Raw genomic sequence first — 24,442 nt, forward strand, 5'->3', positions numbered from 1 at the left:
TGCATCGCTGCCATCCGTGACAGTGGAGTGAGGGGTCTGACGATTGTCTCCAACAACGCTGGCGTGGACGGGTTCGGCCTCGGCCTGCTGCTCGAGACGCGGCAAATCGCCAAGATGATCTCTTCCTACGTGGGCGAAAACAAGGAGTTTGAGCGCCAGTATCTGGCTGGTGAGCTTGAAATCGAGTTCGTGCCCCAGGGGACGCTTGCGGAGCGGATACGAGCAGGTGGTGCTGGCATCCCCGGCTTCTACACAAAGACCGGTGTTGGCACGCTCGTCGCGCGTGGCAAGGAGCACAAGGAGTTCGACGGTGAGACCTATATTCTCGAGCGCGGCATCCGGGCGGATCTTGCCATTGTGAAGGCGTGGAAGGCGGACCCCTATGGCAATCTCATCTTCCGCAAGACAGCACGAAACTTCAATCCGGTGGCAGCGACCGCAGGGCGCGTGACGGTCGCCGAAGTGGAGGAGATCGTCGAACCCGGCGCGCTTGACCCCGACTGCATCCACACCCCGTCTGTCTATGTCCAGCGGCTGTTTGCCGGCCGCCATGAGAAGCGGATCGAGCAGCGCACAGTGCGGGCGCGCACGGCGGCATGAGGGGCATAGCACTCGGCCTTCTGCTGCTTGGCGGCTGCGCAACGGCACCGGCAGCAGGGGTGGCGCCGGCCGTCTCGCCAGCCCTGCAGGCCACCACCTGGACCTACGGATCGGCGGAAGCGGCCGTGCTTGCTGAAGCAAGCTTCCGGGCACTCCTTGACAAGGCCGAGTCGCAGCTTGGCAACTTCTATTTTGGCGCCCAGTTCGAGAGCGCCATTGTGCAGGCGATCGAAGGTGACAAGGTGCGGATGCGGGTATGCGATCGCACGTTCATGAAGCCGGCCGTGGTGTTCGACATTGACGAGACCTTGGTGTGGAACATGGGCGCGCAGGCCGACCAGGTCGCGCGCAACACGGGCTTCGATGCTGCGCGCTGGGCGCTCTGGGAACAGCAGGGCGGCGAGCTTGTTGTTGCCGTGCCGGGGGCCGTTGCTGCAGTCGCGCAGCTAAGGAAGCTCGGGATTACGCCTGTCTTCAATTCCAACCGCTCGGCTGCCTCGGCGACAGCGACGGCGCGGGCGCTCGCCCGGCTCGGCTTTGGCGAGGCCATCCATGGCGAGACGCTCTGGCTCTTGGGGGACGTCGATGGCAGCAGCAGGAAGCACGGCCGGCGGGAGGTGATTGCGTCCCGCTTCTGCGTGCTCGCCCAGGTGGGAGACCAGGTGGGCGACTTCGTCGACCGGATCGATTTTGCAGCGGATGGGAGCAAGAATCCGCCTCACGAGCGCAGGCGGCTTGCACAGACGCTGTTTTCGCCGCTGTGGGGTGAGCGCTGGTTCCTCATCCCAAACCCCATGTACGGCCGCTGGAACGAGCCGCCGCTTGCACTTGATGATGTCGTGCCGCCGGCCGCACGCTGGACCCCGAAGGAGTAGCTGATGGCCCACAACCCCAGGGGCTGGACTCGCGACGAGATGGCCGCGCGCGCAGCCCGCGAACTCAAGGACGGCTTCTATGTCAATCTCGGGATCGGGATGCCGACTTTGGTTGCAAACCATGTGCCCGAAGGCATTGACATCACGCTCCAGTCGGAGAACGGGATGCTCGGCATGGGTCCCTTCCCTTTCGAAGGGGAAGAGGACCCCGACCTCATCAATGCCGGCAAGCAGACAGTCACTGAGCTGCGGCGCACCAGCTACTTCAGCTCCGCTGAGAGTTTCGCGATGATCCGCGGTGGCCACATGGACCTCTCGATCCTGGGAGCCATGGAAGTGGCAGAGAATGGCGACCTCGCCAACTGGATGGTGCCGGGCAAGATGGTCAAGGGCATGGGCGGAGCCATGGACTTGGTCGCTGGCACGCCGCGCATCGTCGTCATGATGGAGCATCTCGACAAGGCGGGGCGGCCGAAGTTCGTGGCTGAATGCACACTGCCACTGACGGGACGGAACTGTGTCGACGTGCTCATCACCGATCTGGCCGTCTTCGAGCGACCCGACCGCCGGGGAAGCCCCTTCCGCCTGATCGAACTGGCACCCGGCGTGAGCGCCGAGGAGGTGCGGGCAAGGACTGGTGCCCACTATCTCGGCTGAGCCGGCAGCACCAAGGTCAGCTAGCCCTGGCCGAGCAGGTTCTGGGTGACCATGCAGTAGAGCATCGGCAGCGACAGGAAGGTGTTGGTGCGGCTGAAGATCATCGCCGTCGTCGCGGCCTTCGCCTTGGTGTCGGCATCGGCTTCGACGATGCCAAGCGCCTTCTTCTGATTGGGCCAGATCACAAACCAGACGTTGAAGGCCATGATGAGCGCAAGCCACATGCCAAGACCAATCAGCCGGTAGGGAGACTGGAGGGTGAGCGCTTCGACAAGATAGCCCGAAAGATAGGCGACGATCAGGCCGGTTAGCACCGTGACCGCTGCCGCCCAGCGGAACCAGAACAGCGCCTCGGGCGCGATATATTTGGAGACTGCCGGCTTCAGCTCGGCAGGGACCTTGGGCATCGTCGGGATCTGGACGAAATTGAAATAGTAGAGGAGCCCGATCCACATGATGCCAACCAGGACATGGAGGTAGCGGAAGAAGGCATTGACCCAGGTGGCGTCCGCCCCGCTTGAGAGATGGAAGCCAAACATCACGACCAGCAGCAGGGCAGTCCCGATGCCGACCGCGTTCCACAGATTGCCGAGAAGCTTCGCCATGCCCTTTCTCCTTGCCCCATGCGACCCCGCGTGCGCGCGGAAAGCGGACCCCCTTAATCCCCTTTTCCTTCGCCTTGCAATCGCTGGCGACCCTCGCGAAAGCCGCTCGGGCGATGCGAAGCCGTCCCTTCCTGCTCTATATGGTCGGAATCGCCTTCTTCTGCGCGATGGACGCAATCATGAAGGCGCTTGTTTCGACCAACCCGGCAGTGGTTGCGACCTTCTGGCGCTATGTGGCAGCCCTCGTCTTCATCCTGCCCTTCTGGTGGCGGGAGGGGCGGCCGCGCTTGCGCTGCGACATGGCCGCTCCCCATCTGCTGCGCGGGGCGTTGATTGCGACTGCTGCATTCCTGTTCTTCTGGTCGCTTTCGGTGCTGCCGCTCGCTGAGGCCGTCACCTTCGCTTTTGTGGCGCCGCTCCTGATTCCCCCCCTTGCGGCACTCTTCCTGGGCGAGCGGATGGACGCAAAGAGCCTTGCTGCCATCCTCCTCGGCTTTGTTGGCGTGCTGGTTGCTGTCGGCACCGACCCGACCGCGATAGCGCACGCACGCCTGCTTGGCGTTGTCGCTGTTCTCGGCTCGGCTGCCGCCTATGCTGGCTCGATCATCTTGATGCGAGCCCGAGCTGCCGTCGACGGCCCCTCGGTCGTGAGCCTCCTTGGCGCCATCGTGCCGGCCATCTTCCTCCTTCCTTTCGTCCTCTTGCTGCCCGAGGGGCGGGTGCCGCCCCCGTCAGACTGGCCGCTTTTGGCTGGCGCAGGGCTTACAGGGGCACTTGCGCTGCAGTTCATCGCCCGCGCCTACGCCAGGGCCGAAGCGCAGCAGCTGGCGCCGTTCGAATACACGGCCCTCTTCTGGGCTGCCCTGTTCGGCTGGCTCTTCTTCGCCGAGCCGCTCTCCTCACGCACGCTCGCAGGCGCGAGCCTCATCATCGCCGCCTGCCTGTGGCAGGCGCGGCGCGCTCAGCTTCCGGCGCCGTCGAGTCCGGCTTCCTAAGCGTCGAAGGTGCCGCGGGCAGCCAGTCGGTCGAGCCAGCCTGGGATCCAGTCGAGGTCCGCAGGCAAGGAGACGCCAGCGGCCGGGGCGAAACGAAGGAAGGCCCCAAGCGGAATGTCGGCAAGGCTGAAGCGGTCGCCGCACACGAACCGGCGGCCGGCGAGAAGCGCGTCGAAGAAGCGCAGCCGCTCGGCCCAGTGCGCCATCATCTCTTGGCCTGCGGCTTCAGAGAGGAGCGGCATCCGGGGTGCGAAGAAGCTGCGGGCCAGAGTTGCACGGAAGCCCAGCATAAAGGGTTCAAGAAGCGCGAGGTCGAAGCGGCGCACCCACATCCGTGTCTCGGCCCGCTCGACGGCGTTGGTGCCAATGAGGGCCGGCTGTGGGTGCAGATCTTCAAGGAGTTCGCAGATCGCCGTGACTTCGGTGACGACCGTGCCATCGTCGAGCTGGAGTGCCGGCATCTGGCCTAGGGGGTTGATGGCGCGAAAGGCTTCGCTGCGGTTCTCGCCGGCCATGATGTCGACAGGAACGCGCGCAAGCGCAATGCCCTTCTCGGCTGCGAAGGTGCGCACCACCTGCGGGTTGGGGCCAAGGCTGTCATAGAAGCGCATTCTCACGCCTCCCTTGCCGGCTGGGGCGTCCAACTTCTAGCAGCGCAGCCGTGGACCCTGCCACCTCTCTTCCCCGCCAGCATTTTGGCCTCGTCTTCATGGCGCTCTTGGTGACGGCGGCAGGGAACACGGCGCTCCAGTCGGTGCTGCCAGTCATCGGCCGGGCGCTTGCCATCCCCGACCTCGGGATCGCCTTCGTCTTCTCGCTGTCGGCGCTCATCTGGACCTTCTCGGCACCCTACTGGGCGCTCCAGTCGGACCAGCGCGGCCGGCGGCTGCTCATCGAAGTGGGTCTGGCCGGGTTCGGGATTTCGATGCTCTTGTGCGCGATCATCATCCTCTCCGGGCTGCGCGGGCTCATTGCACCGTTTCTGACCTTCGGCCTGTTCACGCTCGCGCGCGCACTGTTCGGGGTGTTCGGCTCGGCTGCCAACCCGGCCGCACAAGCCTTTGTCGCCAGCCGCACGACAGCTGCTGAGCGGACGAGTGCGCTTGCGCTCCTCTCTTCGGCCTTCGGGCTCGGCACCATCCTGGGGCCAGCCGTTGCCCCCCTCTTCATCCTGCCGGGAGTCGACTTGTCGGGGCCGATGTTTGCCTTCGCTGCGATTGCTGCAATGGTCATGCTTCTCGTGCGGCTGGGTCTTCCCGACGATGATCCCACGCATGCGCAAGCGCGAAGCGGGCGGGGCGCTGCAGTCTCGATCGCAAGTGTCGGCGGAGCGCCGGGCGCTGCGCATGTGATTGCCGCCGAGGCTGCAAGCGAATCGGGCGAGCGGCGGCGAGTCTCGGTCTTCGATCCACGCGTGCGCGCCTTCATGATCTATGGCCTGGCAATCGGTTCGCTCCAGGCGGCAACCGGGCAGGCACTCGGCTTCTTGATCATCGACCGGATCGCTGGCAGCGGTGGCGCCGAGGCTGCGAAGCTCATCGGTCTTACCTTCATGGCCGGCGCTGCAGCGACGCTTCTTGTGCAGTGGGGGCTCATCCGCCTGTTCGCCATGACTCCTGCGCAACTGATGCGCACAGGAGCATTGGCAGCTGGGATCGGGACTGCAGGGATCGCGCTCGCGCCCGATTTCCACGCCCTCGTGCTTGCATTCGCGCTGCAGTCAGCGGGCTTTGGCATGGCCCGGCCCGGCTTCACAGCTGGCGCCTCGCTTGCCGTCAACCGGGCCGACCAGGGGGCAGTGGCTGGCGCCGTCACGTCCGTCAACGGCGCCTGCTTTGTCGCGGCCCCCGCGATCGGAATCGGCCTCTATGAGCTGCTGCCTGCCCTTCCCTACTGGCTTGGAGCAGCCGGATGCTTTGCAAGCGCTGCCTATGCCTTGCTCAACCGGCAGCTCTACGACAGCCGCCCGCGCTGACTTTTGCGCGGCCTGACAGGCGCACTGTTCGATGCCAAGCGCAGCCCACCCGCTCAGGGCCTGGCGCAGACCACACATTCAGGGTCCTTGGGCACGCGCACCGCGCGGCTGGCAAGCGTTCGCCCATCAAACAGAAGGAGTTGGCCAGGCGGGCGGGTGGCAAAGCCGGTCAGATGGCGCAGCGCCTCAAGCGCCTGGAGGCTCCCCATCACGCCAGCAAGCGCACCGAGGACACCTTGCTCGGCGCAAGTCTCCCCCGGCCGGTCCTCGGCAGCGCCGGCAAAGCAGGCCCAGCAGGGCGAGTCGGGCAAGTGGCCGGCGAACAGGCCGAGCTGGCCATCGAACGGGCCCAAGGCGGCGGCAATGAGCGGTATCCCGAGCCTGACGCAGGCGGCGTTGACGGCTGCGCGCGTGGCGAAGCTGTCGGTGCCATCGAGGACGAGCTGGTGGCCGGCGAGCAGCGCCCGGGCATTGCCGGAGGTCAGGCGGACCGGCTGCGCGCAAAGCGCGACATGGGGGTTCAGGGCAGCGAGGCGCTCGCCCGCCACCTCGACCTTGCGTCGGCCGATGTCGGCGGTCGTGTAAAGCGTCTGGCGCTGGAGGTTGGAAAGCGCGACCACATCATCGTCGATCAAGGTCAGGCGCCCGATCCCGGCAGCGGCAAGATAGGGAAGCGCCGCCGAGCCGAGCCCGCCAGCGCCCACCATGGCAACCGACGCAGCCTTGAGCCGGGCCTGGCCAGCACCGCCGACATCGGGGAGGATGATGTGGCGGGCATAGCGTTCGAGCTCGGAGTCGGAGAAGCTCATTCCCGGCCGGTCGAGCCGAAGCCGCCGCTGCCGCGCGCTGTTGGCTCCAGTTCGTCCACTTCCGCAATGGCCGCCTGCACCACGGGGGCAAGCACCAGCTGGGCCACACGCATGCCAGGCCGGATGGCAACCGGTTCTGACCCGAGATTGGCGAGAATGATCTTCACTTCGCCGCGATAGTCGCTGTCGATGGTCCCCGGTGCATTGAGGACTGCAATCCCATCACGCAAGGCCAAGCCGGAGCGGGCGCGGACTTGAAGCTCATGGCCCTCTGGCACGGCGACCATGAGGCCAGTGGCCACTGCGGCGCGGGCACCGGGGGCAAGCGTCAGCGCTTCGGCAGCGCAGACATCCATGCCAGCTGCGCCTTCGGTCTGGTAGGCGGGCAGCGGCAGGCCCGAACCATGCGGAAGGCGCGCAATTCTCAGGGTTGGCCGGCTCATGGGCGTGCAAACCAGCGCGCGAAGCGGTCCGCAAGCATGGCAGCCACCTCCTCCTTGCTTGCCTCGGGCAGGCTTTCAACACCGTCAGCGGTGACAAGATGGACGGTGTTGCGCGCGCCTCCCATCACATCGCCAGAGACATCGTTGGCAACGATCATGTCACAGCCCTTGCCGGCCAGCTTGGCCTGTGCATGCGTGAGCACATCATGGGTCTCAGCAGCGAAGCCGACGACTCGGGCCGGGCGATGCGGCCCTGGTGCTGCGAGGCGCGCAAGGATGTCGGGATTCTCGACGAGCGCGAGCGTTGGTGCACCCTCCCCCTTCTTGCGCTTGGCCGGCGCCGGATCGACGCGCCAGTCCGCAACTGCGGCGACGAGGACGGCAAGGTCGGCGGGGAGTGCAGCCATGACGGCCGCCTCCATCTCGCGCGCGGTCTCGACATCGACTCGCCGGACACCTGCAGGCGTCGCTAGCGCAACAGGCCCGGCGACCAAGGTCACACGCGCGCCGCGGCTGGCCAGGGCATCGGCAATGGCGAAGCCCTGGCGACCTGAGGAGCGGTTGGCAAGGTAGCGCACGGGGTCGATGGGCTCATGGGTCGGGCCGGCAGTCACGAGCGCATGCCGGCCAGCGAGCGGGCCCTGAGGCGCAAGCCGGGCTTGGATGGCCGAGAGCAACTGGGCCGGTTCGGGGAGGCGGCCCGGCCCGTGCTCGCCGCACGCCATGGCGCCCACCTCCGGCGCGATCACATGAACGCCCCGGGCGCTGAGCGTGGCCACATTGGCTTGTGTTGCCGGATGCTCCCACATGCGCACGTTCATGGCAGGTGCGACCATGACGTGCTTGTCTGTGGCAAGAAGCAGGGTGGAGGCGAGATCGTCGGCAAGGCCGGCGGCCATTTTGGCAAGGAGGTCGGCCGTTGCCGGGCACACAAGCAGCAGATCGGCCTCGCGCGAAAGCCGGATATGGCCCATCTCGGCCTCGTCCTTGAGGTCAAAGAGGTCCGTATAGGCGCGCTGCTCGGCGAGTGCAGCAGCAGCCATCGGGGTGACAAACTGCTGCGCAGCCCGCGTGAGCACGGGGGTCACGCAGCCGCCAGCACTGCGGACGAGACGGATGAGCTCGAGGGCCTTGTAGGCAGCGATGCCGCCACCGATGATGAGGAGAAGGCGCTTGCCAGCAAGCATGGCCGGTGCCTAGCGGCCGCGCGTGCGGCTGCCAATCACCCCAAGAGCGCCATCGCAGCAGCCCCGAGGGCAGCGCCGGCCACAAGCCAGGGCCAGCGTGCCGGCCGGGGCGGCGGCAGCGGGGGCAAGGGAATGGCCGGCGGGGCGGCGCCATCGGGCGGCAGCAGCGCAAGCGCGCGCCGGGCAGCAGCGGGAAGCCCGCGCAAAAGCCCGGCGCCACCGAGCAGCCGGTCAGCAAGCCGCGCTTCGGGGCCGAGTTCGTCGCGGATCCAGCGTTTCACATAAGGCGAGGCGGCATCCCACATGTTGATATTGGGGTCGAGAGCGCTTGCCACCCCCTCCACCATCACCATGGTCTTCTGCAGCAGCAGGAGGTGAGGCTGCGTTTCCATGTCAAAGCTTCGCGTGATGGCGAACAGGCCATCGAGCAGGCCGCCGACCGAGATTTCGGAGGTGGCGCGGCCCCGGATGGGCTCGCCGACAGCGCGCAGCGCCGTCGCAAACGCACCGCGATCATGGTAGGGGGGCACATAGCCAGCTTCGAAATGAATATCGGCAACGCGCTGGTAGTTGCCAGTGATGAGGCCGTAGAGGATTTCGGCGAGATAGACGCGCGCCCGGCGGTCGAGCCGGCCCATGATCCCGAAATCGAGGAAAGCGATGCGGCCGTCCGGGCAGAGCAGCAGATTGCCCTGGTGCAAGTCGGCGTGGAAGAAGCCGCGGCCGATCGCCTGGGCGAGAAAGGCGCGCACCACCGTGCGGGCAAGCGCCGGCCGGTCGGCGCCGCTCGCCGCAACCGCAGCGAGGTCGGTCAGCTTGATGCCATCGACCCACTCGAGCGCAAGGACCCGGCGGCTGGTATAGTCCCAGCGGACGGCAGGAACTCTTACCCCCGGCTCGGCGCGCACGGCATCCGCAAGCTCCGAGGCATTGCCAGCCTCGCGGCGAAGATCGAGTTCGGCAAGCGTCCACTGGCGGAAGGTCGCGATCACCTGGCGAGGCCGCAGCCGCGCAAACTCGCCACCGAGCGCTTCGAGCCGGTCTGCGGCCCAGGCATAGGTTGAGAGAGCCGAGGCGAAACGCTCCTCGATCCCCGGCCGCAACACCTTCAAGGCGAGGACTTCGCCCCTGTGGGTGACAGCGCGATGGACTTGGGCAACGGAGGCAGCACCCGCTGGCAGGGGCGCCACTTCGGCAAAATGGGCCCGCCAGCCGCCGGGAAGGGCGCGGTCGAGCGCTTCTGCAATCGCGCTCCAGGGCGCAGGCTCCAAATCATCTTGGAGCCGCCGCAAGTCGTTGGCTGCATCCGCCCCGATGAGATCCGGGCGGGTGGCAAGCGCCTGGCCGAGCTTGACGGCTGCCGGGCCGCAGGCGCGCAAGCCCCCGGCGAAATCGGGGGTTTTCGGTGCAAACGCGCCGAAGCGGAGCAGCCGGGCGAGAAGGGCCAAGCCGCCAGGCACATCGGGGTGGCGCTCGAACGGGCGGAGCGCGCCATGCCGTGCCAGCCGGCGCGCGTCAGCAAGAAGGCGCAGCGCATGGCTGGAGGCGACGCGCAATCAGATCTTCCAGCCGCGGTGGATGGCGACCGCACCGCCAAGAATGGGGGTGACAACCACCCGCTTGAAGCCGGCAGCCTCGATCATGGTGCGGAAACTGGCCATGTCGGGAAACCGGCGGATCGACTCGACAAGATAGCGATAGGAATCGCGGTCGCGAGCAACCATGGCTCCGAGCCGCGGCACCACCTCCATGGCGTAAAGGTCATAGAGGCTGGCAAAGCCGGGCCATTCGGTCGTTGAAAATTCAAGGCAGAAGAAGCGGCCACCCCATTGGAGCACGCGATGTGCTTGAGCGAGTGCGCGCTCGATGTGCGTCACGTTGCGGATCCCGAAAGCGATGGTGACAGCAGCAAAGGCGGCATCGGCAAAAGGCAGCGCTTCGGCATTGGCTTCAACGAATTCAAGGTCGGTGAGCCCCCGTCGGCGCGCCCGCGCCTGGCCCACCTTGAGCATGTCCGGGTTGATGTCTGCAACCGTCACTCGGGCGCCTTTACGGGCAAGACGGAAGGCGATGTCGCCAGTGCCACCGGCAAGATCAAGGATGGGCTCGCCCGGGCGCGGCCGGACCAGGCGCACAAACCGGTCCTTCCAGGCGCGGTGCATTCCCGCCGACATGAGGTCATTCATGAGGTCGTAGCGCTGGGCAACCCGTGTGAAGACCTGGCCGACACGGGCTGTCTTCTCCTCGGGCGTGACATCGGCAAAGCCGAAGCTCACGGTTGCAGGCACGGGCGTTTGCTCGGTCATGCCCGCCCCTTGCCCGAGTGCTGCGCTGCTGTCACGGCGGCGCAATGCCCGAGCTGCCCGAAGTCGAGACTGTGGTCCGCGGCCTGCGCCCCCTTCTTCTTGGACAACGGATCGACCGGGTCTTGGTGCGACGCTACGACCTGCGCTGGCCCGTTCCCGCCGACCTTGCCGAGCGCTTGCGCGGTGCGCGTGTCACCACGCTCGGCCGGCGAGCCAAATTCGGCCTGGTTGCAACCGACCGGGGCGATACGCTCGTCTTCCATCTCGGCATGTCGGGCCGGTTCCGGCTCGACCCCGACCAGCCCATGGCCCATGATCATGTGGTGATCGAGACAGGCGGGCACCAGCTCGCCTTCTTCGACCCGCGCCGGTTCGGCTCGCTTCACCTGGTCGCAAGCGACTCCCTTCAGTCCCTGCCGCTCCTGGCAGGGCTGGGGCCGGAACCGCTCGACGACGCGTTCGACGGCCAAAGCCTCGCGCGCGCGGCAGCCGGGAGACGCACGCCGATCAAGTCGCTTCTGCTCGACCAGCGCGTCGTGGCCGGCCTTGGCAACATCTATGCAAGCGAAGCGCTGTTCCGCGCCCGCATTGCACCCGCCCGCAAAGCTGGACGGATCGCCCAGGCGCGCCTCGAGCGGCTTGCAGACGCCGTGAAGGCCGTGCTGGCAGAAGCGATTGCCGCAGGCGGCTCGTCGCTGCGGGACCATGTGACGGTCTCCGGTGAACTCGGCACGTTCCAGCACTGTTTCCAAGTCTATGGCCGCCACGGCAAGGCCTGTCCGAGCTGCGGAGGACGGATTGTCCGGCTCGTCCTCGCAGGCCGCTCCACCTATGCCTGCCGGCGCTGCCAGCGCTGAGGTCCGCCTTGACCGTGCGCCGCAGCGTCGCTATGCGCCCGCCCTCGCCCGGGTCGGCAAGGCTGGCCCGGCTGTCGTTCGGAGTGACCGGAGCCCATGGCGAATACCCCCTCGGCCGAGAAGCGCATCCGCCGCAACGCGCGGCGCGCGGCCGTGAACAAGGCCCGCAAGTCGCGGATCCGCACCTTTGTGAAGAAGGTCGAATCGGCAATTGCATCGGGAGCCCGTGCGGATGCCCTCAAGGCCCTCGCTGCTGCCCAGCCGGAGCTGATGCGTGGAGTGTCGAAAGGCGTGCTGCACAAGAACACGGCGGCACGCAAGATTTCCCGCCTTACCAAGCGAATCGCAGCCCTGCCCGACGCCTGAGACGAGGGCCAGGCAACGCTTGCGACATGCGTCTTGCACGCGCGCAAGACGCACTTCTCTCTGTCATCAATGCTTCACCAATTCGTCATCTTGTCGTTGCTGTCGCAGGGACTCGTTTCATTCGTATAATCAGAGAGTTGTCGCCGAATCCTGAAAGGTTGGCGCTATTTCCGATTCGCACGCTTGCAATCTTGCTGTCATATCTTCTTCGCGCCAAATCAGCGACTTAGAAAATAATCACGATTCTGTAATGGGTTGAGCTGTCAACCAATTTATTTGCAGTTCCGTGAATTTCTGGCCCTTGCCGGGGCACTCCGGAGTTTGGTTTAGTGATGTTTGCCGAGTCCATGGAGCTGAGTCCGAGAGGGTGAGGTTCCGCCAAATGGGGTCGGTTTCTAGATGCAGGGCAAACTGGGGGGCGGGTCGGATCGTGGGCACCCGTTCCGGGCAAGGGCGCGCCGAAGCCTTTCGGCGGCAAGGGCTGCTCTTGTCCGTCGCTCTCCCGGGCGCCGGGTTGGGAGGCAAGGGCAGTATGCGTGGGGACTGGAGCGGTGGAACGGGCGGGGCGGACGCGCTCGTGTCGGCAGTCAGCAAGAGGCGCGCAGAAGCTCGGCCTCCAGACCCCGGAGGTGCTGCGACCGTGGCCTGACCGGGCCAATTCGTCCGTGGCCGAGCTGGCCACTGCCTTATCCTTTTGCAGCCGGAGTTCCGTGGCCAATGCCGCAACAAGGGTTCCCTCTTCCCCACTCCAGCCAGAGGGCATCGCCGATGTCCTCGGCCAAGGATGGTCTCTTGGCTGAATTTGCAGCGGCCAAGCAGACGTTGCGGCACACCCTGGGTGCCGAGACCTTTGCGAGCTGGCTGGAGCCGCTGGCCTTGCGCCGGATCGATGGCGATTGTGCCGTGCTCGAGCTTCCGTCGCGCTTCATGGCCGACTGGGTGAAAACCCACTTCGGCCAATCGATCGCAGCGGCGTTGTCGGCGCGGATTGCAGGCATTGCCTCTGTCCGAATCGAGGCGGGCAGCACGTCTCCCCCAGGCGGGCAGCCGTCGCTTGCTGCCGATGCGGAGTCGGGTGCCCGCGCGGGTGCGATCAGAAATAGTGCCAGCAGTGACGATCCGATCGGCCTGCCGGCCTTCGAGCCGCGCTATTCCTTCGACCAGTTCATAACCGGCAAAGCCAATGAGCTTGCCTTCAACGCTGCCCAGACGCTCGCCAATGCAGTCGGTCAGGGACAGTCGGCCGGGTTCAACCCGCTCTTCCTCCATGGGCCGACTGGCCTTGGCAAGACTCATCTCATGCACGCCATTGGCCAGAGCGTGCTGGCAAGGCTTCCTCAGGCGCGCGTCGTCTATCTATCGGCCGAGCGGTTCATGGTCGAGTTTCTGGCAGCACTGCGGGAGCGGGAGACGATCCGCTTCAAGCAGCGGCTGCGCTCGGCTGACCTCCTCATGATCGACGATGTCCAGTTCATTGCCGGCAAGGACTCAACCCAGGAGGAATTCTTCCACACCATGAACGAGATCATCGGTGCTGGCCGGTGGCTCGTGATCTCGGCCGACCGCAGCCCGCAGAATCTCGAAGGCATCGAAAGCCGGATCCAGTCGCGCTTGGCCTGGGGCCTCGTTGCAGACATCAACCCGGCCGACTATGAGCTTCGGCTCAACATCCTCAAGGCCAAGGTGGCAGCGATTCCGGGCGCCTCCGTGCCCGAGGATGTCATCGAGTTCCTTGCCCGGAGGATCATCGCCAATGTCCGCGAGCTCGAAGGTGCACTCAACCGGGTGCTCGCCTATGCCAACCTGACGGGCCGCGCGGTCGATGTGGACTTCGCCCGCGAAGTGCTCGCCGACCTGCTTCGTGCCCACAGCAAGAAACTGACGATCGATGATATCCAGCGCCGGGTGGCTGAGCATTATCGGCTGAAACTCCATGATCTGGTGTCGCCGCGGCGGGCGCGCGAGGTAGCACGCCCGCGGCAGGTCGCCATGTATTTGGCCAAGCAGCTCACGCTGCGCTCCCTTCCCGAGATCGGCAGGCGCTTTGGTGGGCGCGACCACACGACAGTCATGCACGCCGTCAAGCGGATCGAGGAGCTGCGCGCCCAGGATCATGAGCTCGACCGCGACATCCAGCATCTGCGCCGGATCCTCGACTCCTAAGGCGCTGGCCGGCGCTCAGGGCTTCAGTTCGCGCGCCAGGGCCTTGTCAGTCTTCTCGCCATAGGGCGGCCGGAAGCCGGCCAGACCGGCCACATCAAGCTTGGGCTGATGATAGACGGACTTGGCATGGCTGAAGGTCTTGAAGCCATCGAAGCCATGGTAGTTGCCCATGCCCGAAGGGCCGATGCCGCCGAACGGCAGGTCTTCGGCTGCGACATGGAAGATGACGTCGTTTACCGTAACCCCACCGGAGATGGTGCGGTCGAGGACACGGCGCTCCTCGGCTTGGTCAGTGCCGAACCAGTAGAGGCCGAGCGGCCGGTCACGGCCGTTGATCCGCTCGATCGCCTCGTCGATCGTCTCATAGCGGACGATGGGGAGCAGAGGCCCGAAAATCTCCTCCTGCATGACGGTCATGTCGTCGGTCACGTCAAGAAGCAGGGTCAGGGGCATCTTGTTGGTATTTTGTTTCGAAAAATCCTCATTGGCCGGGTTCACCTCGATGATGCGAGCCCCCTTGTCGCGAGCATCGGCAACATGCGCGTCCAGCCGATCGCGATGCCGCTTCGAGATGACACTGGTGTAGTCGGGGTTCGCAAGCATGGTCGGATACATGGCAGCGGTTGCGACCTTGAGGCCGTCCACCACCTCAGCTTCCTTCTCGGCCGGGACCAGCAGCCAGTCGGGCGCGAGGCAGATCTGGCCGGCGTTCATGAGCTTGCCCATGGCGATGCGCTGGGTTGCCTGGGCAATGTCGGCCGAGCGCGAGACAATGGTGGGCGACTTGCCGCCAAGCTCGAGGGTGACGGGCACGAGGTTGCGTGCTGCTGCTGCCATCACATGGCGGCCGACCGACGTGGCCCCAGTGAAGATGAGGTGATCAAAGGCAAGGCCGGAGAAGGCCTTGCCAATTTCCGGCCCGCCGGTGATGACGGCGATTTCGGTTTCGTCGAAGGCCTCGGCGATGGCCGTCTTCATCAGATCGGAGGTGGCGGGGGTGAACTCGGACGGCTTGACCATGGCGCGATTGCCCGCTGCCAAGATGTTGGCAAGCGGCGCGAAGGTGAGGTTGACTGGGAAATTCCATGGCGAGATGACCCCGACAACACCCTTTGGCACCCACTCGACATGGGCGCGTGCACCGAGGAGTCCGAGCGGGAAATCAAGCCGGCGGCGCTCAGGCTTCATCCAGCGCTCGACATGGGCGAGCGCGTGCTTGAGCGGCTTTAGAGAGGCCATGATGTCGGTCATGAGGGACTGCTGTGCCGAGCGGTGGCCGAAATCGTCGGAAAGGGCCTTCACGAAGCCTTCCTTGTGGCGAAGCACGAGGTCGATGGCGCGGCGGAGGCGATCCTTGCGGACCTGCGCCGAAACGGGGAGCTCGGCCAGGAAAGCGGCCTTCTGCCGGCGCAGCAGCTCTTCCATGGCAGCGATGTCGCGGGCGAGCGTGTCAGCAATGACGTTCATGGCGAGTCCTCCTCAGAACCCAAGATAGGGCTAACCGCCGTCGCAGCAAGCGCAACATCGACACTTGCCTGGCCGGGCTCCTGCCTGGCCGGGCTCCGGCCTCTCAGACGATGGTGGCGCCGCCGTCGACGACGAAGCCCTGGCCGGTTGTGAAGCTGCCGGCCTTCGAGGCGAGGAACACGGCGAGACCGGCAATCTCGTCTGGCTGGCCAATCCGGCGAAGCGCTGAGCCGGCAGTTGCCTCAGCGAGAATGGCCGGATTCTCCCACAGCGCGCGGGCGAAATCCGTCTTGATGAGGCCGGGGCAGATGGCATTCACAGTGATGCCGCGCGGCCCGAACTCGGCGGCATAGTTGCGCACCATCTGCAAGTCGGCAGCTTTGGAAATATTGTAGGCGCCGATGACGGTCGAGGCCTTGAGCCCTCCGACAGAGGAGATGACGATGATCGAACCCTCGCCGCGAGCGAGCATCTGGGGCGAGAGCATCTGGATGAGCCAATGGTTCGAGACCACATTGTTCATGAGGATTTTCACGAACTGCTCGTCCGCAATTCCTGTCATCGGGCCGAAATAGGGATTGGACGCCGCATTGAGCACCAGCGCTGTCACCTTGCCGAACCGCTGCAAGGCAAAGTCGGCGAGAGCCTGAAGCTGGTCCTTGGACGAGATATTGGCTGGGCAAGAGACCGCCGCTTCGCGGCCTACGGCGGCATTGATCTCGGCCACTGCGGACCCGCAGGCGTCGGCCTTGCGGCTGGAGACGATGACCGAGGCGCCATGCTCGGCCATGCGGTGGGCAATGCTCTTTCCAATCCCCCGTGACGAACCTGTGATGACTGCGACCTGGCCAGTCATGTCGAAAAGATTGCCCATGGCGCCTCCTCCCTCTAGTCCACCCTTGCCGCGCGGGCATGCCATGCACAACGGGGGAAGATGACCAGCCACTCAACTGCTTCCACCGCCTGGCGCGCGACGGCCACGGTCTCTGCCTACTATGCCCTGTTCGGCGCCTTCATCCCTTGGCTTTCGCGCTGGATGGAGACGGTTGCCGGCTTCTCCGGCGAGACGATCGGCCTTGTCTTTACCCTCTCCACTCTCGCCCGGATCGTGCTCGGGCCGCTCACCTCCGCCTGGGCTGACGGCAGGCGCGATCGGCGCACACCGATTGTGGCGCTCGGGCTCATCACGCTTCTCGCCTTCCTCGCCCTCATCCCGCGCGGGCTTGTGGCCAAGGATTTCGCCCTCCTGTTCCTGACCCAAGTGACAGTCTGGGGACTGATTGCCTTTCTGGAAGCCGCGCTCTTCCGCCTGACGGGAAGGCCGCAGGGGCCGACCTACGGGTTTGCCCGGGGCCTCGCGTCCGCTGCCTTCATTGTCGGCAACTTCGGCGTGGGGCTCTTGATTGACTGGTTCGACGCGCGGGCGATTCTTGCCTGGATGATCATGATGACGGCGGTGATGCTGCTCTCGGCAACCTTGATGACTCCCGAACCCCAGCAGCGGGAAGCGGGACAGCCCTTTGCCGCGCGGCTTGCGGAAGGGCTTGCCATGCTGAAGCGCCCGGAGTTCTTCCTTCTTGCCTTTGCTGCCGGAATCATCCAGGGCGCGCACCAATATTATTATATTTTCTCGAACCTCATTTGGCGGGACGCCCAAGGTTACTCAGGGTTCACCATCGGCAGCTTGCAGGCCTTGGGCGTGTTCGCCGAAGTGCTGTTTCTCATGTTCGTGGCCGCCAGGATGGAGCGCATCTCGCCCGCCACTCTCATCCTGCTCGGCGGGCTTGCCTCAGTGGTGCGGTGGGGAGGCCTTGCGATGGCGCCGGGCCTGCTGCTTTTGGTGCTGCTGCAGGTGCTGCATGCGCTCACCTTCGCCTTCACCTTTCTTGGCACCATGCGCGGGATCCAGCTGCTCTTTGGCGACGAGCGGGGTGCGACTGCGCAGATGATCTACCAAAGCCTTGCCAATGCGCCGGCCACGGCTGCGGCAAGCTATCTTGCCGGCCGGCTCTACGGCGCTGGTTTGGGTGCCGGCGGCTACTGGAGCATGGCCGCACTTGCAGGCGTTGGTGCGCTCCTCGCCGTGCTGCTGCGGCTGCGCTCAGGCGCGGGATTGCGCCGGGCCTGAGGCCGCAGGCCGCCGAGGCGGTCAGTCGTCGTCGGGATCGGGGCGTCGCGGGGCCGGCGTCTCAAGATCGCGCCGGACACGCGGATTGCGTAGCAGGGCATCGATGCGAGCGCCTGCGGCAAAACTCTCGTCCACCCGGAAGTGGATTTCGGCGGCATATTTCGTGTTGACTGCCCGCGCCAAGGCAAGCCGGATGGCGCGGGCATTGTCATTCAGGGCCTTGAGGACAGCAGCTTCATCCTCTGCACTGCCACCAACCGGCATCACGAAAGCGGTCGCATGGCGGAGATCGGGGGAGACCCGCACTTCCGAGATCGAGACGATGCGGCCCTCAAGCTCGGCATGGCGCACCGCCCCGCGCGCCAGAAGCTCGGCCAGCGCATGGCGCATCGCCTCCCCCACCCGCAGTGTGCGAAGCGACCGGCCAGTCTCATCTGTCCCGCGCTTCACTATTCCTGCTCCCGGACTTCGCCTGCGCTACAAGCTGCGCAGACGCTCCTCAACTTCGAACGTCTCGATGATGTCGCCTTCGCGGATATCCTGGAAGCCTTCGAGGCCGATGCCGCACTCATAGCCCTTCTGGACTTCCGTCACATCGTCCTTGAACCGCCGCAGCGAGGCGATCGAGCCGGTGTAGACGATGACATCCTCGCGCAGCACGCGGGCCTTCAGGTTGCGCTTGATAAAGCCTTCGGTGACGAGACAGCCAGCCGCCTTGCCGAACTTGCCGGCCTGGAAAATCTGGCGGATTTCGGCGCGGCCGACCACATTCTCGAAATATTCCGGGCCAAGCTTGCCAGCCATGGCGACCTTGAGCTCGTCGAGCAGGTCATAGATCACATCATAATATTTCAAAGGCACGCTGGCCTGGTTGGCGACTTCACGCGCCTTGGCGTTGGCGCGGACGTTGAAGCCAATGATGAGCGCGCCGGAAGCGCGGGCAAGCGTGACGTCAGATTCGGTAATTCCCCCAACCCCCGAGTGCAGCACACGAACTCGAATCTCGTCGGTTGAGAGCTTGTTGACGGCAGCGACGATCGCCTCCACCGAACCATGGACATCGGCCTTGACGACGATGGGGAATTCCTGCGTCTTGGCTTCCTTCATCGCCGAGAACATGCTCTCAAGCGTCGCGGGTGCTGCTGCGGTGCGCTTGGCTGTCGCTTGCTTCTGGCGATAGGCAGCGATCTCGCGGGCGCGCGCTTCGCTCTCGACGACAGCAAGCCGATCGCCTGCGGCCGGCACGCCGGAAAGGCCAAGCACTTCAACTGGCATTGCAGGCTCTGCCGCCTTCACTGTCTGGCCCTTGTCATTGACAAGCGCGCGGACCTTTCCCCATTCGGCGCCAACAACGAAAATATCGCCTTGGCGCAGCGTGCCGCGCTGGACGAGAACGGTGGCCAACGGTCCGCGGCCCTTGTCGAGCTTGGCTTCGATCACAACCCCCTCGCCGGAGCGGTCAGGGTTTGCCCGCAGCTCGAGCAGCTCGGCCTGCAGAAGGATCTTCTCGATCAATTCATCAAGGCCAGTGCGCTTCAAGGCCGAGACTTCGACGTCGAGCACCTCACCGCCCATGGCTTCCACCTGCACGTCATGCTGGAGGAGCGCAGTCCTCACCTTGGCAGCGTCTGCGTCTGGCTTGTCCATCTTGTTGATGGCAACGATCATGGGGACGTTTGCGGCCTTGACATGATGGATGGCCTCGATCGTTTGGGGCATCAGCCCGTCGTCTGCAGCAACGACCAGGATGACGATGTCGGTCACGCTGGCGCCACGGGCGCGCATTTCGGTAAAAGCCTCATGGCCCGGTGTGTCGAGGAAGGTGATCCGCTCGCCCGAGGACAGCTGCACCTGGTAGGCGCCAATGTGCTGGGTGATGCCGCCGGCCTCGCCGGCTGCAACATCGGTTCCGCGCAGCGCGTCCAGAAGCGAGGTCTTCCCGTGATCGACATGGCCCATCACGGTAACAACGGGCGGCCGCGGCTTCATCGCCTCGGGCTGGTCCGCCTCGCCTTCCAGGCCGAGTTCGACATCGGCGTCGGAAACGCGCCGGGCGATGTGGCCGAACTCGGAGACCAGGAGCTCAGCCGTGTCCTGGTCGATCGTTGCCGTAATGGTCGTCGGCATCCCCATCTTGAACAGCGCCTTCACCAGATCAGCGCCGCGCTCGGCCATCCGGTTGGCAAGCTCCTGGACCGTGATCGCCTCCGGGATCTGGACTTCGCGCGGTGTCTTGGCCACGGCCGCCATGCCGCCACCGCCATGGGCGCGCTTCTGCTTCTCCGCAGCCCGGCGAAGCGAGGCGATCGACCGGGCGCGCACGCCATCCTCGTCGCCGAGCGCACGCGTTATCGTGAGCTTGCCGGATTGGCGGCGGTCGTCGGTGCGGCGGCCTGCCGGCCGCGCGAGCTCCGATGCGCGGCCCTTGAGCGGGCGGGCGGCACCGGCACGGCGCCTGCTCTCCTCATCCTCTTCATCATCGAGCGGGACGGTTGGGACAATGACAGGTGCCTCCGCCGCCCGGCGAGCCTCCTCCTCTGCGCGGGCCTTCTCCTCGGCTTCGGCGCGGGCCCGCTCCTCGAGCCGACGCTTCTCCGCTTCCTCGCGCTCGGCGGCCTCGCGGGCCTCGCGGACCCGGGCCTCCTCAGCACGCTGGAGCCGTTCCTCCTCTGCCAGCCTCGCCATCAGCGCCACGCGCTCGCGCGGGCTGAGCCGAGGATTGGCGAGCAACTTCTGGATGCGGGCAAGCTCGGGCGAAACTGGGGGTGAGGCCGGTCGCGGAGCGGGCGTCCCTGCCGCCGGCGCCGGCGGCGGGGAGGGCGCGGCACGCGGCGCAGCGGGCGCCTCGGGCTTGGGAGCTGGCGGTGCAGGCTTGGGGCGCGGCGTCAGATCCGCAAGCGGACGATCATCGTAGATGGGGCGAGGCGGCGGCGGCGCGACGGGCTTGGGCGCAACTGGCACGGCTGCAGCCGCGCCGACGAGTTCAGGTTCCCGCTGCGCGGGCGCTGGCGAAGCTGCCGCCACAGGCGCCGACTGCGAAGCTGCGGCTGCACCCGCTGGCTCGGAATCGCTTGGGCGACGCAGCGGCCGCGACCGCTTGGTTTCCACCACCACCTTGTGGGTACGGCCATGGCTGAAGCTTTGCTTGACTTGGCTCACTTCGGTCTTCTTGAGACCAAGCGCCGGCCGGAGCCCCAATTTCGGCTTGTCGTCGTTGCTCATTCCAATCCTTCGTCTTCATCTTCGACAGCGCGCGCGGCGGTGGGCTGGTGCGGGCGAAGCTCGATCTGTTCCCGGCCGGCAGGGACCTGCCCGTCCGGCCAACGCATGTAGGCGGCAAGACGCGTAAGCTCCCGCGCGACCCGCGCCGCCGTCCTGCCATCCGTGATGCCGACATGAACCATATTGTCACGCCCAAGCGCGCGGGACAAGCGCTCCCGCCCGAACGGCAGGAAGATGCCACGCGATTCCTGCCAATCCGCAGCACCGCCAACGCGGAAGGCTTGGTCGAGCCGCGCTGCTCCATCTTCTGCCGCATCAGCAGCATGAAGCAGCAAGGCAAGCCGGCCGGCGCGCGCTGCAGCGGCAATCTTCTCGGAACCAAGAAGGAGCCGGCCGGCGCGATGCTCCAGCCCGAGTCGGTCGAGCAGGCGGCGCTCGAGGCCGGTGCCGATTCGAGTCGCAAGATCGGCTGGTACCTCTGGCGGAGGTCGGCGCCACGCGCGCGCAAGCGCCCGAGCAAGCGTGCCCTGCGCTACCGCCTCGGCAATGAGGGCGCCATCAGCCAAGACCCAGGCACCACGGCCGGGAAGGCGGGCGGGAAGGTCGGGCCAGACGACGCCATCCGGGCCTTCAACGAGGCGGATAAGCAAGGCCCGGTCGCCATGGCGGCCAGTCAGGATGCAGCGCCGCTGCGGCCCTTCGCTGGCAAGGCGAGGGCCCGGGCAGTCGAGGCCTTCGGCCAGGGTGTCGGCAACGCTGTCATGGGCGCCTTTGCCCACATGCGCCTCCCGCGCCCGCAAGAGCGTGCCTCATGCCGCGTCTTCCGCAAACCAATGGGCGCGCGCAGCCATGATGATGGCGTTGCCCTGCTCTTCGGTGAGGCCGAAGGAGGCAAGAATGCCGGCAGGAATCTCGCGGCGCTTGTCCCCCCGGCCGATGAGCTCGTCCGTCGAGAGGTCGGCCAGATCATCGAGCGTGCGGATCCCCTTCGTGCCAAGCCGGACCAGCATCGCTTCCGTCAGATGCGGCAGTTCGGCAAGCGCATCCTCCACTCCTAGCGCACGCCGCTGTTCGCGAAATGCAGCCTCGCGCCGCTCGATCGCTTCCTCGGCGCGGCGCTGGAGTTCGGCCGCCGTCTCCTCATCCAGGCCCTCGATACCTGCAATTTCCTCAAGCTCGACAAAGGCCACTTCTTCAAGAGTGGTGAAGCCTTCAGCGACGAGCAGCTGGGCCAGCGTCTCGTCAAGGTCGAGTTCCTTCTCGAACATTTCGGAACGCTCGACAAACTCCTTCTGCCGCTTCTCGCTTTCAGCCGCCTCAGTCAGGATGTCGATCTGGTGGCCAGTCAACTGGCCAGCCAAGCGGACATTCTGGCCCCGCCGGCCGATGGCAAGCGACAGCTGATCGTCAGGGACGACCACTTCCAGACGATTCTCCCCCTCGTCGATGACGACCTTGGAAACTTGCGCCGGCTGGAGCGCATTGACGACGAAGGTGGCCGTGTCTGAGGACCAGGGAATGATATCGATCTTCTCGCCGGCAAGTTCCTGCACCACGGCCTGGACCCGGCTGCCCCGCATGCCAACGCAAGCGCCGACAGGGTCGATCGAGCTGTCGCGGCTGACGACAGCGATCTTGGCGCGGCTTCCCGGATCGCGGGCACATGCCTTGATCTCGATGACGCCATCATAAATTTCCGGCACTTCCTGCGCGAACAGCTTCTTCATGAACTCGGGGTGCGCGCGCGAGAGGAAGATTTGCGGCCCGCGATTCTCGCGCCGGACCGAAGTGATGTAGGAGCGCACCCGGTCACCGACACGGAGCACTTCGCGCGGGATCTGCTGATCACGACGAATGACGCCCTCCGCCCGGCCGAGATCGACCACAATGTGGCCGAACTCGACTCGCTTTACGACCCCAGTGATGATCTCGCCCTCGCGGTCCTTATATTCCTCATACTGGCGCTCGCGCTCAGCATCGCGCACCTTGGAGACGATGACCTGCTTTGCGGCCTGGGCGGCAATCCGGCCGAACTCGATCGGTGGCAGCGGATCGATGATGAAGGCGCCGACTTCAACCGACGGGTCTTTCACGCGCGCATCAGCAAGCGCGATTTGCTTGAAATGGTCCGTCACTTCCTCGACCACTTCAAGAACGCGCCACAGCCGCAAATCGCCGCCGCGCGGGTCGATCTTGGCGCGGATGTCATTTTCCGCGCCATAGCGGGCGCGGGCGGCACGCTGGATCGCTTCTTCCATCGCCTCGATGACGATCATGCGGTCGATCGACTTCTCGCGCGCCACGGCATCGGCGATGGCAATGAGTTCAGCCTTGTTGGCGGCAATGGGTGTCATTGGTGAACCCCTCCGGTATTTCGGGTTGTGGTGCGGCCATCGGCCGATTCCTCGACAACGATATCAGCGCCGCGCATGTCGAGGGGAGCGGTCGCGGCGATCAGGGCCTCCGTCAAGAGCAGCTTGGCCGAGCGGATGTCGGCAAAGGGCAGCCGCACGCGTCCGATTCCCTCCGCATCAAGCAGGATCTGATCATCTTCTACACCAGCGAGCGCGCCCTGGAAGCGCTTGCGGATAGCGCCGCCGATGGCAATGCCCTGGCTGAGCTCGAGGCGTGCGCGATGCGGCACGAAACGGCGAAAATCGCCAAGACGCGTGAGGGGCCGGTCGATTCCCGGTGATGACACTTCGAGCCGATAGGGGCCAGGGATCGGATCCGCCGCTTCAAGGAGCGGCGAGAGCGCGCGCGACAGCGCGGCACACTGGTCGAGGGTGAGCTGGCCGGTTGCTGGATCTTCTGCCATCACCTGCAAGGTGAGATTCCGCCCGCCGACAAGGGCCACGCGCACGAGCGCAAAGCCCTCGGCCGCCACTGCCGGCTCGAGCAGCTGCCGCAGATCTCGCGCTGCATCCGTCATCTCTCTCCTCTGCCTCGCAGGCCTCGCACCGGCGGCATGGCCCTTCTGCCCAAAGTGCCCGCTCGCTTCCCGGAGGGGCTGGCCCCGGGAAGCCCTGCATGCGCTGGCCATGAAGGGAACCCAGTTCTTATAGGCCGAGGGCGACCTGGTTGCAACGGTGCGTTGGAGCCGGCAAGGGCCGCGCCATGCCGCTTCGACCCGTCACGCTAGCGCTTCCCAAGGGGCGCATTCTCAACGAGGCCCTGCCACTCCTTGCGCGCGCAGGCATCAATGTCCCGCACGCCCTCGCCGATGAGTCCAGCCGGGCGCTGCGCTTTCCAACATCGCGGCCGGGCCTTGATGTCATCCGGGTGCGCAGTTTCGACGCTGCGACATTCGTCGCCTTCGGCGCGGCTGGCCTTGGCATCGTCGGCAATGATGTGATTGCCGAGTTCGACTATTCTGAGCTCTATGCGCCGCTCGACCTCGGGATCGGGCGCTGCCGGCTTTCGCTCGCGGCTCCCGCCGGCCACGCGTTTGATCTTGCAACGCCAAGCCATGTCCGGGTGGCAACAAAATATCCCGCCCTTACCAAGGCCTGGTTCGCCGCCAGGGGGATCCAGGCCGAGTGCATCAAGCTGAACGGAGCGCTCGAGCTCGCCCCTGCCATGGGGCTTGCGCCGCTCATCGTCGATCTTGTCTCAACCGGGCGGACTCTGGCCGAGAACGGGCTCGTCGAGCGGGCCGTCCTTCTTGACGTGACTTCGCGCCTGGTCGCCAACCGGGTGGCGATGAAGACCAACCCGGAAGTGGCGCATCTGGTCAGGGCGATTGCCGCAGCAGTTCCGGCTGCTGGTGCAGCGCGCGCGGCCTGAG

At 65.7% G+C, this 24,442-nt stretch carries 24 protein-coding genes; 10 read left to right on the top strand and 14 right to left on the bottom strand.

Annotated elements, in window-relative coordinates; translation table 11 throughout:
- The 3 genes from ACWIQA_RS03260 to ACWIQA_RS03270 all read left to right on the top strand — a co-directional run.
- On the top strand, nucleotides 1-600 hold a 600-nt coding region (locus ACWIQA_RS03260; RefSeq protein ID WP_448581632.1), incomplete at its 5' end, for a CoA transferase subunit A.
- Nucleotides 597-1,475, top strand: a complete 879-nt coding sequence (locus tag ACWIQA_RS03265; RefSeq protein ID WP_448581633.1) for an HAD family acid phosphatase — start codon at nucleotides 597-599, stop codon at nucleotides 1,473-1,475. The genes ACWIQA_RS03260 and ACWIQA_RS03265, both read left to right, overlap by 4 nt.
- Before the next feature lie 3 nt (nucleotides 1,476-1,478).
- Nucleotides 1,479-2,132 (top strand): CoA transferase subunit B, encoded by a 654-nt coding sequence (locus ACWIQA_RS03270; RefSeq protein ID WP_448581634.1) that lies wholly within the window; start codon nucleotides 1,479-1,481, stop codon nucleotides 2,130-2,132.
- A 20-nt stretch (nucleotides 2,133-2,152) separates the two neighbouring features.
- Here ACWIQA_RS03270 and ACWIQA_RS03275 read toward each other — a convergent pair whose 3' ends face one another.
- Nucleotides 2,153-2,737: a urate hydroxylase PuuD gene (locus tag ACWIQA_RS03275; protein WP_448581635.1), complete on the bottom strand. Its 585-nt coding sequence runs from the start codon at nucleotides 2,735-2,737 to the stop codon at nucleotides 2,153-2,155.
- Nucleotides 2,738-2,850: 113 nt separating this feature from the next.
- Here ACWIQA_RS03275 and ACWIQA_RS03280 point away from each other — a divergent pair, with 113 nt between their 5' ends.
- Nucleotides 2,851-3,732 (top strand): DMT family transporter, encoded by an 882-nt coding sequence (locus ACWIQA_RS03280; protein WP_448581636.1) that lies wholly within the window; start codon nucleotides 2,851-2,853, stop codon nucleotides 3,730-3,732.
- Here the strand turns inward: ACWIQA_RS03280 and ACWIQA_RS03285 are convergent.
- Complete coding sequence (locus ACWIQA_RS03285) at nucleotides 3,729-4,343, bottom strand: glutathione S-transferase family protein (protein ID WP_448581637.1); 615 nt, start codon at nucleotides 4,341-4,343, stop codon at nucleotides 3,729-3,731. The genes ACWIQA_RS03280 and ACWIQA_RS03285 overlap by 4 nt on opposite strands.
- 50 nt (nucleotides 4,344-4,393) lie before the next feature.
- Between ACWIQA_RS03285 and ACWIQA_RS03290 the strand changes: the two genes are divergently transcribed.
- Nucleotides 4,394-5,707, top strand: coding sequence for an MFS transporter (locus ACWIQA_RS03290; RefSeq protein WP_448581638.1), 1,314 nt, complete (start codon nucleotides 4,394-4,396; stop codon nucleotides 5,705-5,707).
- A gap of 53 nt (nucleotides 5,708-5,760) precedes the next feature.
- Here ACWIQA_RS03290 and ACWIQA_RS03295 read toward each other — a convergent pair whose 3' ends face one another.
- From ACWIQA_RS03295 to ACWIQA_RS03315, 5 genes are read right to left on the bottom strand one after another with little or no spacing between them, the layout of a single operon-like run.
- On the bottom strand, nucleotides 5,761-6,516 hold the full coding sequence (locus ACWIQA_RS03295; protein ID WP_448581639.1) for a HesA/MoeB/ThiF family protein: 756 nt from the start codon (nucleotides 6,514-6,516) through the stop codon (nucleotides 5,761-5,763).
- Nucleotides 6,513-6,959 carry a dUTP diphosphatase gene (gene dut, locus ACWIQA_RS03300; protein ID WP_448581640.1) on the bottom strand — a complete coding sequence of 149 codons (447 nt, stop codon included), beginning with the start codon at nucleotides 6,957-6,959 and terminating at the stop codon, nucleotides 6,513-6,515. Before dut ends, ACWIQA_RS03295 begins: the two co-directional genes overlap by 4 nt.
- Complete coding sequence (gene coaBC, locus ACWIQA_RS03305; RefSeq protein WP_448581641.1) at nucleotides 6,956-8,146, bottom strand: bifunctional phosphopantothenoylcysteine decarboxylase/phosphopantothenate--cysteine ligase CoaBC; 1,191 nt, start codon at nucleotides 8,144-8,146, stop codon at nucleotides 6,956-6,958. Before coaBC ends, dut begins: the two co-directional genes overlap by 4 nt.
- A 35-nt stretch (nucleotides 8,147-8,181) precedes the next feature.
- Nucleotides 8,182-9,702: an AarF/UbiB family protein gene (locus ACWIQA_RS03310; protein ID WP_448581642.1), complete on the bottom strand. Its 1,521-nt coding sequence runs from the start codon at nucleotides 9,700-9,702 to the stop codon at nucleotides 8,182-8,184.
- Entirely contained in the window at nucleotides 9,703-10,452 is a 750-nt protein-coding gene (locus tag ACWIQA_RS03315) for a class I SAM-dependent methyltransferase (protein WP_448581643.1), read from the bottom strand.
- Between the two features lie 44 nt (nucleotides 10,453-10,496).
- On the opposite strand from ACWIQA_RS03315, the gene mutM reads away from it, so the two are divergent.
- From mutM to dnaA, 3 genes are all read left to right on the top strand, one after another.
- Nucleotides 10,497-11,309, top strand: a complete 813-nt coding sequence (mutM, locus tag ACWIQA_RS03320) for a bifunctional DNA-formamidopyrimidine glycosylase/DNA-(apurinic or apyrimidinic site) lyase (RefSeq protein ID WP_448581644.1) — start codon at nucleotides 10,497-10,499, stop codon at nucleotides 11,307-11,309.
- 96 nt (nucleotides 11,310-11,405) lie between these two features.
- Nucleotides 11,406-11,675 (top strand): 30S ribosomal protein S20, encoded by a 270-nt coding sequence (gene rpsT, locus ACWIQA_RS03325; RefSeq protein WP_448581645.1) that lies wholly within the window; start codon nucleotides 11,406-11,408, stop codon nucleotides 11,673-11,675.
- 768 nt (nucleotides 11,676-12,443) lie between these two features.
- Complete coding sequence (gene dnaA / locus ACWIQA_RS03330) at nucleotides 12,444-13,838, top strand: chromosomal replication initiator protein DnaA (RefSeq protein ID WP_448581646.1); 1,395 nt, start codon at nucleotides 12,444-12,446, stop codon at nucleotides 13,836-13,838.
- Between the two features lie 15 nt (nucleotides 13,839-13,853).
- On the opposite strand, the gene ACWIQA_RS03335 is transcribed toward dnaA, so the two are convergent.
- The gene (locus ACWIQA_RS03335; protein ID WP_448581647.1) at nucleotides 13,854-15,305 is read right to left on the bottom strand and encodes a coniferyl aldehyde dehydrogenase; all 1,452 of its coding nucleotides are present in this window, start codon (nucleotides 15,303-15,305) and stop codon (nucleotides 13,854-13,856) included.
- Nucleotides 15,306-15,408: 103 nt separating this feature from the next.
- A complete protein-coding gene (locus ACWIQA_RS03340; RefSeq protein ID WP_448581648.1) occupies nucleotides 15,409-16,179 on the bottom strand; it encodes an SDR family NAD(P)-dependent oxidoreductase in 771 nt (256 codons plus the stop codon).
- Nucleotides 16,180-16,239: 60 nt separating this feature from the next.
- On the opposite strand from ACWIQA_RS03340, the gene ACWIQA_RS03345 reads away from it, so the two are divergent.
- Nucleotides 16,240-17,433, top strand: a complete 1,194-nt coding sequence (locus tag ACWIQA_RS03345; protein WP_448581649.1) for an MFS transporter — start codon at nucleotides 16,240-16,242, stop codon at nucleotides 17,431-17,433.
- Between the two features lie 21 nt (nucleotides 17,434-17,454).
- Here ACWIQA_RS03345 and rbfA read toward each other — a convergent pair whose 3' ends face one another.
- The 5 genes from rbfA to ACWIQA_RS03370 are packed head-to-tail and all read right to left on the bottom strand — an operon-like array spanning nucleotide 17,455 to nucleotide 23,587.
- Nucleotides 17,455-17,883, bottom strand: a complete 429-nt coding sequence (gene rbfA / locus ACWIQA_RS03350; RefSeq protein WP_448581650.1) for a 30S ribosome-binding factor RbfA — start codon at nucleotides 17,881-17,883, stop codon at nucleotides 17,455-17,457.
- 27 nt (nucleotides 17,884-17,910) lie between these two features.
- Nucleotides 17,911-20,655 (bottom strand): translation initiation factor IF-2, encoded by a 2,745-nt coding sequence (gene infB, locus ACWIQA_RS03355; RefSeq protein WP_448581651.1) that lies wholly within the window; start codon nucleotides 20,653-20,655, stop codon nucleotides 17,911-17,913.
- Nucleotides 20,652-21,434 carry a DUF448 domain-containing protein gene (locus tag ACWIQA_RS03360; protein ID WP_448581652.1) on the bottom strand — a complete coding sequence of 261 codons (783 nt, stop codon included), beginning with the start codon at nucleotides 21,432-21,434 and terminating at the stop codon, nucleotides 20,652-20,654. Before ACWIQA_RS03360 ends, infB begins: the two co-directional genes overlap by 4 nt.
- A 30-nt stretch (nucleotides 21,435-21,464) precedes the next feature.
- Nucleotides 21,465-23,009, bottom strand: a complete 1,545-nt coding sequence (gene nusA / locus ACWIQA_RS03365) for a transcription termination factor NusA (RefSeq protein WP_448581653.1) — start codon at nucleotides 23,007-23,009, stop codon at nucleotides 21,465-21,467.
- Nucleotides 23,006-23,587, bottom strand: a complete 582-nt coding sequence (locus ACWIQA_RS03370; RefSeq protein ID WP_448581654.1) for a ribosome maturation factor — start codon at nucleotides 23,585-23,587, stop codon at nucleotides 23,006-23,008. The genes nusA and ACWIQA_RS03370 overlap by 4 nt, the downstream gene beginning before the upstream one ends.
- A 185-nt stretch (nucleotides 23,588-23,772) precedes the next feature.
- On the opposite strand from ACWIQA_RS03370, the gene hisG reads away from it, so the two are divergent.
- Nucleotides 23,773-24,441 (top strand): ATP phosphoribosyltransferase, encoded by a 669-nt coding sequence (hisG, locus tag ACWIQA_RS03375; RefSeq protein ID WP_448581655.1) that lies wholly within the window; start codon nucleotides 23,773-23,775, stop codon nucleotides 24,439-24,441.
- The last annotated feature ends 1 nt before the right edge of the window (nucleotide 24,442 follow it).

The organism is Thermaurantiacus sp., assembly GCF_053487655.1.

Bases quoted from the DNA above. Each gene is read 5' to 3' on its own strand.
- ACWIQA_RS03285 (WP_448581637.1), bottom strand. From the start codon at position 4,343: ATGCGCTTCTATGACAGCCTTGGCCCCAACCCGCAGGTGGTGCGCACC.
- ACWIQA_RS03265 (WP_448581633.1), top strand. From the start codon at position 597: ATGAGGGGCATAGCACTCGGCCTTCTGCTGCTTGGCGGCTGCGCAACG.
- infB (WP_448581651.1), bottom strand. From the start codon at position 20,655: ATGAGCAACGACGACAAGCCGAAATTGGGGCTCCGGCCGGCGCTTGGT.
- dnaA (WP_448581646.1), top strand. From the start codon at position 12,444: ATGTCCTCGGCCAAGGATGGTCTCTTGGCTGAATTTGCAGCGGCCAAG.
- nusA (WP_448581653.1), bottom strand. From the start codon at position 23,009: ATGACACCCATTGCCGCCAACAAGGCTGAACTCATTGCCATCGCCGAT.
- ACWIQA_RS03335 (WP_448581647.1), bottom strand. From the start codon at position 15,305: ATGAACGTCATTGCTGACACGCTCGCCCGCGACATCGCTGCCATGGAA.
- ACWIQA_RS03315 (WP_448581643.1), bottom strand. From the start codon at position 10,452: ATGACCGAGCAAACGCCCGTGCCTGCAACCGTGAGCTTCGGCTTTGCC.
- ACWIQA_RS03340 (WP_448581648.1), bottom strand. From the start codon at position 16,179: ATGGGCAATCTTTTCGACATGACTGGCCAGGTCGCAGTCATCACAGGT.
- ACWIQA_RS03270 (WP_448581634.1), top strand. From the start codon at position 1,479: ATGGCCCACAACCCCAGGGGCTGGACTCGCGACGAGATGGCCGCGCGC.
- ACWIQA_RS03345 (WP_448581649.1), top strand. From the start codon at position 16,240: ATGACCAGCCACTCAACTGCTTCCACCGCCTGGCGCGCGACGGCCACG.
- coaBC (WP_448581641.1), bottom strand. From the start codon at position 8,146: ATGCTTGCTGGCAAGCGCCTTCTCCTCATCATCGGTGGCGGCATCGCT.
- ACWIQA_RS03280 (WP_448581636.1), top strand. From the start codon at position 2,851: ATGCGAAGCCGTCCCTTCCTGCTCTATATGGTCGGAATCGCCTTCTTC.
- ACWIQA_RS03370 (WP_448581654.1), bottom strand. From the start codon at position 23,587: ATGACGGATGCAGCGCGAGATCTGCGGCAGCTGCTCGAGCCGGCAGTG.
- ACWIQA_RS03295 (WP_448581639.1), bottom strand. From the start codon at position 6,516: ATGAGCTTCTCCGACTCCGAGCTCGAACGCTATGCCCGCCACATCATC.
- mutM (WP_448581644.1), top strand. From the start codon at position 10,497: ATGCCCGAGCTGCCCGAAGTCGAGACTGTGGTCCGCGGCCTGCGCCCC.
- rpsT (WP_448581645.1), top strand. From the start codon at position 11,406: ATGGCGAATACCCCCTCGGCCGAGAAGCGCATCCGCCGCAACGCGCGG.
- dut (WP_448581640.1), bottom strand. From the start codon at position 6,959: ATGAGCCGGCCAACCCTGAGAATTGCGCGCCTTCCGCATGGTTCGGGC.
- hisG (WP_448581655.1), top strand. From the start codon at position 23,773: ATGCCGCTTCGACCCGTCACGCTAGCGCTTCCCAAGGGGCGCATTCTC.
- ACWIQA_RS03275 (WP_448581635.1), bottom strand. From the start codon at position 2,737: ATGGCGAAGCTTCTCGGCAATCTGTGGAACGCGGTCGGCATCGGGACT.